At 47.3% G+C, this 11,543-nt stretch carries 10 protein-coding genes and 1 pseudogene; 8 read left to right on the forward strand and 3 right to left on the reverse strand.

Going from position 1 to position 11,543, the window contains the following annotated elements:
• From nusA to A3751_RS04610, 7 genes are all read left to right on the forward strand, one after another.
• Positions 1–1,050: transcription termination factor NusA (nusA, locus tag A3751_RS04580; protein ID WP_068452728.1), on the forward strand; the 1,050-nt coding region annotated here is incomplete at its 5' end.
• A gap of 28 nt (positions 1,051–1,078) precedes the next feature.
• Positions 1,079–3,613, forward strand: a complete 2,535-nt coding sequence (gene infB / locus A3751_RS04585; RefSeq protein ID WP_068452730.1) for a translation initiation factor IF-2 — start codon at positions 1,079–1,081, stop codon at positions 3,611–3,613.
• A gap of 24 nt (positions 3,614–3,637) precedes the next feature.
• Positions 3,638–4,042 (forward strand): 30S ribosome-binding factor RbfA, encoded by a 405-nt coding sequence (gene rbfA / locus A3751_RS04590; RefSeq protein WP_068452733.1) that lies wholly within the window; start codon positions 3,638–3,640, stop codon positions 4,040–4,042.
• 14 nt (positions 4,043–4,056) lie between these two features.
• The gene (truB, locus tag A3751_RS04595) at positions 4,057–5,040 is read left to right on the forward strand and encodes a tRNA pseudouridine(55) synthase TruB (RefSeq protein WP_068452735.1); all 984 of its coding nucleotides are present in this window, start codon (positions 4,057–4,059) and stop codon (positions 5,038–5,040) included.
• 82 nt (positions 5,041–5,122) lie between these two features.
• Complete coding sequence (gene rpsO / locus A3751_RS04600; RefSeq protein ID WP_068452738.1) at positions 5,123–5,392, forward strand: 30S ribosomal protein S15; 270 nt, start codon at positions 5,123–5,125, stop codon at positions 5,390–5,392.
• Between the two features lie 348 nt (positions 5,393–5,740).
• Complete coding sequence (gene pnp, locus A3751_RS04605; RefSeq protein WP_068452740.1) at positions 5,741–7,840, forward strand: polyribonucleotide nucleotidyltransferase; 2,100 nt, start codon at positions 5,741–5,743, stop codon at positions 7,838–7,840.
• A gap of 129 nt (positions 7,841–7,969) precedes the next feature.
• Positions 7,970–8,452, forward strand: coding sequence for a YiiD C-terminal domain-containing protein (locus tag A3751_RS04610; protein ID WP_068452742.1), 483 nt, complete (start codon positions 7,970–7,972; stop codon positions 8,450–8,452).
• A gap of 51 nt (positions 8,453–8,503) precedes the next feature.
• Here the strand turns inward: A3751_RS04610 and A3751_RS04615 are convergent, their stop codons facing one another.
• The 3 genes from A3751_RS04615 to A3751_RS04625 form a co-directional block, all read right to left on the reverse strand.
• Positions 8,504–8,872 carry a DUF6746 family protein gene (locus tag A3751_RS04615; protein WP_068452743.1) on the reverse strand — a complete coding sequence of 123 codons (369 nt, stop codon included), beginning with the start codon at positions 8,870–8,872 and terminating at the stop codon, positions 8,504–8,506.
• Positions 8,873–8,981: 109 nt separating this feature from the next.
• Positions 8,982–10,073, reverse strand: coding sequence for a lipase secretion chaperone (locus A3751_RS04620; RefSeq protein ID WP_197466175.1), 1,092 nt, complete (start codon positions 10,071–10,073; stop codon positions 8,982–8,984).
• 70 nt (positions 10,074–10,143) lie between these two features.
• On the reverse strand, positions 10,144–11,124 hold the full coding sequence (locus tag A3751_RS04625; RefSeq protein WP_068452748.1) for a triacylglycerol lipase: 981 nt from the start codon (positions 11,122–11,124) through the stop codon (positions 10,144–10,146).
• 217 nt (positions 11,125–11,341) lie between these two features.
• Here A3751_RS04625 and A3751_RS23415 point away from each other — a divergent pair.
• Positions 11,342–11,543, forward strand: a pseudogene (locus tag A3751_RS23415) (hypothetical protein); the annotation flags it as partial.

The raw sequence follows: 11,543 nt of genomic DNA on the forward strand, positions 1-11,543 counted from the left end.
CGTGATAATGTGATTGTTGATCTGGGGAATAATGCCGAAGCGCTGCTTCCTCGTGAAAACTTGGTTGGTCGTGAAGTGTTTCGAATGGGCGATCGGGTTCGTTCGTTATTGCTCGAGATTCGTCAGGATCTTCGTGGTCCACAATTGATCCTTAGCCGCTCAGCTTCAGAAATGCTTATCGAGTTGTTCCGCATCGAAGTGCCTGAAATTTCCGAGGAAGTCATTGAAATTCGTGGTGCAGCGCGAGATCCAGGTTCGCGTGCAAAAATCGCGGTCAAGACCAATGATAAGCGTATTGATCCTGTTGGCGCATGTGTGGGTATGCGTGGAGCGCGCGTGCAGGCTGTCTCAGGTGAGCTTGGCAACGAGCGTATCGATATCGTTCTTTGGGACGACAACCCAGCTCAACTTGTGGTCAATGCAATGGCGCCGGCCGAGGTTGCATCGATCGTTGTTGATGAAGATACGCATTCTATGGACGTTGCTGTTTCTGATGAAAATCTTGCGATGGCGATCGGTCGAGCCGGTCAGAACGTGCGTTTGGCAGCTCAGCTCACCGGTTGGGAGCTGAACGTGATGTCGGAAGAGGAAGCGGGTAAGCAGCAGGAAGAAGAAGTTGGTAAGTATGTAGATCAGTTCGTTAAAGCCTTAGATGTTGATGAAGAATTAGCCGTTGAATTGGTTAATGAAGGTTTCACAACTCTCGAGGAAGTAGCATACGTACCTTTAGAAGAGATGTTGGCGATCGATGCGTTTGACGATGATATCGTTGAAGAGTTGCGTCGTCGTGCAAAAGACGCCTTGTTGAATCAGGCGCTAGCAACAGAAGAGAAGCTGGAAGGAAGTGAGCCGGCTGAAGACTTGTTGAATATGGAAGGAATGGATCGTCACTTGGCGCTAACGCTTGCAAGTAGCGGCGTAATTACGATGGAAGACCTAGCAGAGCAATCAATTGATGAGTTGATGGAAGTGGAGGGCATGACTGAAGAACGTGCCGGTGAACTTATCATGACAGCTCGTGCACCATGGTTTGAAGAGAGCCAAGACTAAGAGACGTCGAGTCGGGAGAAATATAGTAATGTCAGATGTAACAGTTAAACAGCTAGCGGAAGATATCGGTGCGCCGATAGAGCGTCTTCTGCAGCAAATTGTTGACGCAGGACTCGATGCACGTGGAGCAGATGGTACTGTGTCACCTGATGAAAAACGAGAGCTTCTTGCGCACTTAAAGCGTGTTCATGGTGAGGCGGATTCTGAACCGAAACGCATTACGTTGAAGCGCAAAACGCAAACAACGCTGAAGATGAGCGGTGGTCAGGGCAAAACCAAGACGGTTAATGTTGAGGTGCGTAAGAAGCGGACCTATGTTAAGCGTCCAGAAGCAAGCGTAGAGCTTGAGAAACAGAAAGCTGAACAGGATGCAATCGCAGCGAAGCAAGAGGCCGAAGATGCGGCTCGTAGAGATGCGATAGCCAAGCAACGTGAAGAAGAGGAAAAAGCAAAAGCTGAAGCTGAGGCGAAGCGCGTGGCAGAAGAAACAGCCAGCAAGCAAAATGCCAAGCCTGGTCCGAAAAGCGTTGCCCCTGCCCCTGAGTCTGAGGCAGACAAAGCGAAGAAGCGTTCCAAGAAAAAGGGTCATGAAGAGCGTGATGATAGTTCTGATGACAAGCGGAACAAGCACAAGAAGTCCGCTGGTCATCGTGGACCTCGCCAGCGTGAAGAAGAAATTGATATTCACGCAGTTAATGCGGCGAAGACGATCCTTGATGAGGATGCAATCGAGGAAGAAATTCAGCCTCGTAAACTGAAGGCGAAGAAGCGTAAGAAGACGCATGCCTTCGAAAAACCGAGTGCCCCCGTTGTGAAAGAAGTATCTATTGGTGAAAGCATTGTTGTTAGCGAGCTAGCTGACAAGATGTCGTTAAAGGCAGTACAGGTTATCAAGACTCTTATGGGGCTCGGCGTTATGGCGACGCAGAACCAGACAATCGATCAGGAAACAGCAACGCTCGTGGTTGAAGAGTTGGGCCATAAAGTGAAGTTGTTCCAGGAAGATGCGATTGAAACTGCCTTGATTGAAGGAATTAATTACGAAGGCGAAGAGCGGCCCCGAGCTCCAGTTGTCAGTGTTATGGGGCATGTCGATCATGGTAAGACGTCTTTGCTTGATTACATTCGTCGAGCAAAAGTTGCTGCGGGAGAGTCTGGTGGTATTACGCAGCATATCGGTGCCTACCATGTAGAGACTGGCCACGGAATGATTTCGTTCCTAGATACACCCGGACACGCAGCATTTACTGCAATGCGAGCGCGTGGTGCTCAGAGTACAGATATCGTTATTCTTGTTGTTGCAGCTGATGATGGCGTGATGCCGCAAACTGAAGAAGCGGTTCAGCATGCTCGTTCAGCAGGTGTACCGATCGTTGTTGCGGTTAACAAGATGGACAAAGAAGCTGCCGATCCTGATCGGGTAAAAAATGAGCTAGCAGCAAAAGACGTTATTCCCGAAGATTGGGGTGGTGACGTGCAGTTTGTCCCTGTTTCAGCTCATACGGGAGACGGTATTGATGCACTGCTGGATGCCGTTTTGCTCCAGTCAGAGATGCTCGAGTTGAAGGCGGTTCCATCGGCCCCAGCGAAAGGCGTTGTTGTTGAATCTAGTCTCGATAAAGGTCGAGGTGCTGTCGCTACAGTTCTGGTTCAGAATGGTACGCTTAAGCGTGGCGATATCGTCATTGCGGGCACATTCTATGGGCGTGTTAGAGCCATGATGGATGAAGCTGGCCGTGCAACCGAAGAGGCTGGCCCTTCTATTCCAGTTGAGATTCTTGGTCTGAACGGCACGCCTGACGCAGGTGATGATTTTGTTGTTGTTGCTGATGAGCGCAAGGCGCGTGAGGTGGCTGAGTTCCGTGCGGACAAGCAACGTAAAGATCGTTTGGCGCGTCAGCAGGCGGCGAAACTAGAGAATATGTTCGCAAACATGGGCTCTGATGAAGTTAAAACGCTAAACATTGTCCTTAAAACAGATGTTCGTGGCTCTCTTGAGGCGTTGACAGCTGCATTAAATGACATTGGAAACGATGAAGTTCAGGTCAAGATTGTGAGTAGTGGTGTTGGCGGTATCACCGGTACTGATGCGAGTTTGGCGCTTGCAACCAATGCAGTAGTATTTGGTTTTAATGTTCGTGCGGATGCGCAAGCAAGAAAGATTATTGAAGAGGAAGGTCTAGATCTTCGTTACTACAGCGTTATTTACGAAATCATCGATCACGTTAAGCAAGCGCTTAGTGGAATGTTGGCTCCTGAATTCCGTGAAGATATTGTCGGTGTTGCCGAAGTGCGTGATGTGTTCAAGTCGCCTAAGTTTGGCCAAGTCGCTGGCTGCATGGTGATTGAAGGCACAATTTACCGAAACAAGAAAATCCGTGTTTTGCGAGATGATATCGTGATTTTTGAGGGTGAGCTTGAGTCACTTAGACGCTTTAAAGACGATGTGAATGATGTTCGTAACGGAATGGAATGTGGTATCGGTGTTAAGAACTACGATGTGAAAGTTGGAGACAAGATCGAAGTCTTCGATAAAGTATCAATCGCACGTACCTTGGCATAAGCAGTAACGAGTAGGAGTACCTGAATGGCACGAGAATTTAGCCGTACTGATCGAATTAGCGATCAAATTCAAAAGGATTTGGCGACTTTGATTCGTACCGAGATGAAAGATCCTCGTGTCGGAATGGTGACGATAAATGATGTTAATGTTGCGCGTGACCTCGGTTTCGCCGACGTTTACATCACCTTGCTCACGCTTGAGGAAAACGATGCTAACTCAGATTCTGTTAAGCAGACGCTGAAAGCATTGAATTCTGCGGCTGGTTTTTTGCGCAGTCAGTTGGGCAAAATGATCAAGCTGCGCACCATTCCTCAATTGCGCTTTCATTTTGATAGCTCGGTCGGTCATGGTCGTAAGCTTGATGCGTTGATCACTAAAGCGCGTAAGAAAGACTCAACGTCTTCTTCTGAAGAATCAGACGACGTTTAAGTCGCTGTTGCTGTATGGGGAGGCGTAAAAAAGGTCGACTTTTAGATGGTGTGCTGTTACTCGACAAGCCTTTAGATATCACGAGTAATGGCGCTCTACAAAAGGTTCGATGGCTGTACGATGCTCGTCGTGCAGGTCACACCGGGGCTTTAGACCCCCTCGCGACGGGTGTTTTGCCAATTTGTTTTGGTGAGGCAACCAAGTTTGCCAAATATCTTCTTGAATCGGATAAAGCGTATTATACAACAGCGCAACTTGGCGAGATTCGCGAAAGCGGTGATAGTGAAGGTGAGGTTGTCGAAACGCGTGACCTGCCTGTTTTAAATAAAGAGATTGTTGAATCCGTTCTAGAGAAATTTCGTGGTGAGACATTGCAAGTTCCCACCATGTATTCCGCACTAAAGCATCAGGGGCGCCCACTCTATGAGTGGGCTAGAAAAGGGATAACGGTAGAAAGAGAAGCAAGGCCGATTAACGTGCCAACACTCCGCCTTGATGACGTGACCAGAGACACTTTGTCTTTGTATGTTGAGTGCTCCAAGGGCACGTATATCCGTTCTTTGGTTGAAGATATTGGTCTTGAGCTAGGGTGTGGTGCTCACGTCTCTATGTTACGGCGCTCTAGGGCGGGGCATTTCGAGTTATCAGAGACGGTGACGCTTGAGGATCTGAAAAGCCTGGAAGGCAAGATTGAGCATCTTGATGCGTTTCTTCAGCCGATAGACATTTTGTTACCAAATTTACCGCATATTAGTGTAAATAATTCCCAAACAAGGTCGCTATTGCAAGGGCAACCGGTTAGAATATCGCCCGCTGAAAACTCTGGCCTGCATCGTGTTTATGCGCCAAAGCAAGCTGTAGAGGATTTAGTTGGGCCAATTTTGAATATCGCCAAGGCGAGTGCGCTTGGTGAAGAATGGTTGTTTGCCGGCGTAGTAGAAGTTAACGACGGTGAAGCCAAGCCAAAACGGCTTTTAAATTTTATGGCGGAGTCGTAAGACGCTTGCCAATAGGTATTAGCCCTAAACTGTACGTATGCGCGGTTTCTGGGTTTTAACTTAGCATATTGAGGAAAATATCATGGCACTAAGTGCAGCTGAAAAAGCAGAAATTCTTAAAGATTACCAACAAGCTGAAGGTGATACCGGTTCTCCTGAAGTACAGGTTGCTTTGTTGACGCACAATATCAACAAGCTTCAAGGTCACTTCAAGTCAAACAAACAGGATCACCACTCACGTCGCGGTCTTATCCGTATGGTTAACCAGCGTCGTAAGTTGCTAGACTATTTGAAAGGAAAAGATGCAGATCGTTACCTTTCTTTGATTGGTCGTCTAGGTCTACGTCGATAATCGCTATTATCGTTACGTTGAGATCGATAGGGTCTATGGTTTTAAGCCAAACCCAAAGGTAGTTGTAGTACCGGAGCGCTCTGTGAGCGCTCCGGTATTTTCGTTTTAAAGGCATCGCGATCTTGCGTTGCAGATAAGATAAAGTATTTTTAGTAGTGCCCCGCATGGGTGGGGCTTATCAAGTAGGGAGTTTTGCAGCGTTGCAGTAAAGTTTTATCGCTGAGTGCTTTTCGTCGAGTTGGGAACAAGTAGACCTAAATCCGTTAAAAGAGCATTCAAGCATAAAGCTTTAGTTGTAGTGATGTGTGAAGCGACCTTTTAGTCAGTAAATAACGTAAAGGAGCCGATGTGAATCCGGTAACTAAACAATTTCAATATGGAAACTCAACCGTCACGCTAGAAACAGGGCGCATTGCACGACAAGCTGCAGGCGCTGTGATGGTTACAATCGATGATACGTGTGTATTAGTCGCAGTGACTGCGTCGAAGCAAGCAAAGCCTGGTCAGGACTTTTTCCCTCTTTCTGTTCACTACCAAGAGCGCCAATACTCGGTTGGTAAAATCCCTGGTGGTTACATCAAACGTGAGAATCGTCCAAGCGAAAAAGAAACGCTTACTTCGCGCTTGATTGACCGTCCAATTCGACCGCTATTCCCAAATGGTTTTGTAAACGAAGTTCAGGTTGTTTGTCAGGTTATGTCTGCAAACAAAACGCAAGATCCAGATATCGCGGCAATGATCGGTACTTCTGCGGCACTCGCCATTTCAGGTATTCCATTTGCAGGCCCAATCGGTGCAGCGCGTGTTGCGTTCACTGATGAAGATGGTTACTCGCTGAACCCGACGAACGAAGAGATCCGTAATTCTCTTCTAGACATGGTTGTCGCAGGTACACAAGACGCGGTACTGATGGTTGAATCAGAAGCGAAAGAGCTTACTGAAGACGAAATGCTAGGTGCGGTATTGTTTGCGCATAAAGAGATGCAAGCAGTGATAACAGCAGTTAAAGAATTTGCTGCCGAAGTTGGCACTGAGCAATGGGAATGGGCTGCTCCAGAAGTGAATACGACTCTAGCTGATGCTATCAAGTCTCAGTTCGAAGAGGGCATTACCAAGGCTTACAGCACAAGTGACAAAATGGAGCGTTACAGCGCGCTTTCTGAGTTGCGCAACCAAGCCGTTGCGGCAATCGCAACAGGCGAAGAAGGCGCTGCAAGCGAAGAAGACGTTAAAGCGTACTTCAGCAAGCTTGAGAAGCAGGTTGTTCGTAGCCGTATTATTGCAAAAGAACCTCGTATCGATGGCCGTGCAAACGACACGGTTCGTCCAATTTCTGTTGAAGTTGGCGTTCTGCCAAATGCGCACGGTTCTGCATTGTTTACCCGTGGTGAAACACAGGCAATCGTTGCTACTACTCTTGGTACAGCGCGTGACGCACAGATCGTTGACACACTTGAAGGCGATACCAAAGAACACTTTATGTTGCACTACAACTTCCCTCCTTACTCTGTAGGCGAGTGTGGTCGTATGGGTGCGCCAGGTCGTCGTGAGATTGGTCACGGTCGTCTTGCGAAGCGTGGTGTTCAAGCGCTTATGCCTAACGAGGAAGAATTCCCGTATGCAGTGCGCATCGTTTCAGAAATCACTGAATCGAACGGCTCAAGCTCTATGGCGTCTGTTTGCGGCTCAAGCTTGGCATTGATGGATGCGGGTGTTCCACTCGCTGCACCAGTTGCTGGTATCGCGATGGGTCTTGTTAAGGAAGGCGAAGGTTTCGCAGTTCTTACAGACATCCTTGGCGACGAAGACCACCTTGGTGACATGGACTTTAAAGTTGCTGGTACTGATGAAGGTATTACAGCACTTCAAATGGACATCAAGATTGAAGGTATCAACGAAGAGATCATGACCATTGCGCTTAAGCAGGCTCAAGATGCTCGTTTGTACATTCTCGGTGAAATGAACAAGGTTATCGACAACCCACGTGAGAGCCTTTCAGATAAAGCGCCTGCGATGCATTCTTTGTCGATTCACCCTGACAAGATTCGCGACGTTATCGGTAAAGGTGGTGCGACTATCCGTTCTATCACTGAAGAGACTGGTGCTGCGATCGACATCGAAGACGATGGCTCAATCCGCGTTTACGCTGAAAACAACGACGGCGCACAAGCTGCCATCAACAAGATCATGGCAATCACTGCAGAAGCAGAGGTTGGCCAGGTGTACGAAGGTAAAGTTGAGCGCATCGTCGACTTTGGAGCATTCGTTAATATCTTACCTGGTAAAGATGGTTTGGTTCACATCTCGCAAATTGCTGAAGAGCGTATCGAGAACGTGACAGACGTGCTTTCTGAAGGTCAGATGGTTAAAGTGAAGGTCCTTGATGTTGACAACCGTGGTCGTATCAAGTTGACGATGAAAGACGTTGTTGCTGACGCTGAAGTCTAACTTTAGCTGATCAAATAGCGCGCTAGCGGTATGATATATCGCTCGCGGCTTTCGTGAAAAAGGAGCTCATGTGAGCTCCTTTTTTGTAAGCGTATAGCGAGTATTAGCAAAGATTGACCGGAACACGATATGACTAAGCACTTCACCCGTTCACAACACGAGATTGCCAGCCGAGCCTTGCAGGATTTCTTTATGCTCAATGTGCCTTTGGCGCGTGCGGCGGAGATCTCCGTGCACTCTTATGATGGCGAAAAACTGGTTTTTAAGGCGCCGCTAGAACCCAATATCAACGATAAGGGTACGGCGTTTGGTGGCAGTATTTATGTCTTATGTGTTTCGACAGCGTGGGGTATGAGCTCTATCAAGGCGCAAGAACTAGGGCTCGATGGTGAGCTGGTTGTTGCGAAAGCCGAGATCGAATATCTGCGTCCGCTTAATGAGGATCTCCACGCAGAGGCGGTATCTCCAGATGAAGAATCACTTCAACACTTTAAAGAGAGCTTCGAGCGGCATGGTAAAGCGGTGTTTGAACTGGACGTGGTTGCGAACAATTCTGAGGGAAAAGCCTGTGCGCGTTTTAGAGGTAAATATGCCTTACTGAAACGCAAATAGTTGGAATTTTTAACGCAAAGGGAGGTTTGTCGCCTCCCTTTTTAATGCCTCTTACTTAATGATTTGGCGTGATGCGTTAAGGTACCTGGCTCCGCTTTCGCGAACTTTATCGGCATTTGCGTATTCAGTTGCCTGATGCACGGCCTCCAGATCTTCGGCTACGGTATACATTGAGCTGGTGATGAAAGCCAAAGCGTCTTCCATGGTGTAGGTCAATTCGTGGATCTCATGCAGTGCAAGGGAGTCCAGTTCCCCGTTCAATTTATCTTCAAAGCGCTGGTTGTAATCGTTAAAAACGGCCACAGCTTGAGAAAGCTCCGTAAATGTCTTGCCTTTAAAGTGCTCCGGCTGCTCGCCGTATGCGGCCGAGCCAATGCTGAGAGAAAGGACTAGGGTTGAAAGAAGGTATGTCGGTTTCATGATGTGCCTCTATATTGCAAATAATAATAATTCGTATTTGCAATATAGAGATTTCTAATCTGTTAGGCAAGAAAAATTTGGAGGGTTTCGTCTTATCTCTAGGTTGCGTTTACTTGAGGCGTCCGTCGTTCATTAAAGCGATGACTCTCTTGTGCTCACTTGCCTCAAACTGTTCGTCCAGCAATCTTTCGATTTCTTTGTTCTGATCGCTTTCGGTCATGCTCGAGCTCAAGATTTGATTGCGCGCGTGAGAGAATATGCCAAGTTTGTCTTGCCATGAAGCTCGCTGCTCATCGAGCTTTCTTAGGTCTATTGCAGCCTGCGCACCAAGCGCCTGTTCGCGGGCAGCGAAGACTTCATCTTCGCTTCCGCCGTTCGCTCGTATTTGGCTAACTTCTGTCCGTAACTGAGTGTGAGAGAGCATACGTTTTCGGCTTTTTAAGCTTGATTCGGGTAATAGGCTGAGGGCTTGATCCAGTTTTTGAGCCTTTTCCTTAGTGCTAAGTTGCTCGTCTTGATTGATGCGCATCTGTTCGATCATAAAGGCATTATGTGCATCGTCTTCTTCAAAGAAACTCTCGTATTCACTGTGATTGAAAAAGTTCGTGCGAAACTCCTTCAGAGCTAGTTGGCTTGCGATGATTCTTTCAAGATCACTCCCATTTTCATTGGTAGTCGAAAATTCCTCTTCAAAATCGATAAGGTCAATTTTATAGTCAAGATAGCGTTTCAATAGTGAGAGCGCATCGCTACGAGCCGGTTCAGAAAAGGTCTCATTTATTTCTGCCTGGATGAGTTTGATGATACTTTCAAGGTCTGTTTCATTAAGTGCAGTTAGGTATGAGTCGAACATATGGCGGATGGATCGTGAGGGAACTAGATGGCCTTGATCATCGATTAGATGAGAAAGTGCGTAGTCTAGGCCTGCAATAGATTCTGGCGATGCAAGTGCTTCCTCATCAAGGTTTACTGGCTGTTGATGCAGTGCTGCGTTAATCGATTTTGCCTGCTCCGCAGTGACAACAGTGCTTGCTATCCCTTGCTGTTGATTTGTATTGCGTTGGTCACTTTTAAATACGCCGGGCGAGATAATGAAAATAGCCGCAAAGGTAACGGAGATGGCGACTGTGGTTTTGATGGCCAAATGCGAGTGCAGAGCACGGGCCGCCCATGAAGATTGTTTTTCCGTTTCGTTAACCATTATCAAAAAAACCACAAATGCATCTAAAGGTAAGGGGGAATGAGCGCAGAGAACTGCGCTCATTAAAAGTTTACAAGCCAGCGTTCTTTAAGCGCTTGGCGTGATTTTTAAAGATTGTCTTTGGATCTGTTTCAAAGATGTTGGTCAAACCAAACACGTGATTGTTCGCATCGAGGTGATTTAAGTTGTAGCTATCCTTAATTACCTTACCGAAATGCGATGAGCATACGCCAGTAATACCGTCGTTACGCTCGCCTGAGCCAAGAAATGCCAATGTGGTAATGCCGAATAACGGATCTGAAATGTCAAACGATACGGTGGTGGCTGTTCGATCGCCGCTCCAAGAATAGAGGCGGATGTCGTTGCCATTGATGTTTACAACTTGGTCGCCGCCGCCACAAGCTGTCGCCGGCACTCCATGTGAATAGGTCGCATTAAACTGGGCAGATCCAGCTTCGGTAAATTCGCTGAGCATTGCGAAAATATCGGCTTTGTCTTTGGTGTTATCAGAAAGCAGGTTAACAAGATCGCCGACGGTGTTGGCAAAGGCTGAGAACAGAGTGCCTCCAATTGTTGCTGGTGGAAATGCGCTATTCACAAGGTCTGCAACTGGAGTACCTTTGTTGGGTGTATGAATTGTGGTGACCGAAGCAACGAGATCGGGACGGGTTTCCATTACATAGCGAGAGGTGATGCCTCCCTGACTATGCCCAAGTAGATTAAACTTATGGATACTGCCGCCTGATGCGGCTTTGATGTTTTCCAGTTGCTCAATCAGGTCTTCGCCTCGTCCAACAGAGCTGTCAAAAGCGTTAATCGCCGCAACATAGACTTCTCCGCCTTCTGATTCAAGGTGGCCCGGGATCTGGTGCCAGTAATCAACAATTGAAATGCTGTCGAAGGCAAAAATTCCAGGTACCAGCATCATGGGGTGCTTAGTATCTGCTTCCTTGTTATCAAATAAATCGGTAAACCAGCCTGCCTGTGCAGGAGCAACAGATGCGCAGGTTAGTGCAGCTGTTAGGGCTAGGGTTTTCTTAAGCTTCTTCATTGATCGTGTCCTCATATTTATTTTTATACTGAACTCACAACATCAGTGGCGCACAGCATAGAGCTGCTTAAATAGTGAGCGCTTGTAGAAACTGATGCTCTTCTGGTTTTTTGTGATGATTTGAGTTTAAGGTCACGAATAACACGATCTAATGTGATTAATTTCTTATGACGCGTTAGTCTGATTTTGTAGGCGATTGCTATTTAAAAATAACAATATGAACAGTAAATCTTTGCTCTATCTTTGGAAGGAACGGACGCTTTATTTGGGGCGTTTGGATGAACCTCTTCACTTGTTGCAAGGGGCAGCGACGCTGTGTCTGTCTCTGGAGGGCGTTATGTCGATCCAGGTTTCTGGTCTTGATCGGGAGATTGAAGCGCGTTCTATACTCTTGCCGCCCGGCTGTTCGGTTTACATTG

Source organism: Oleiphilus sp. HI0080 (assembly GCF_001635135.1).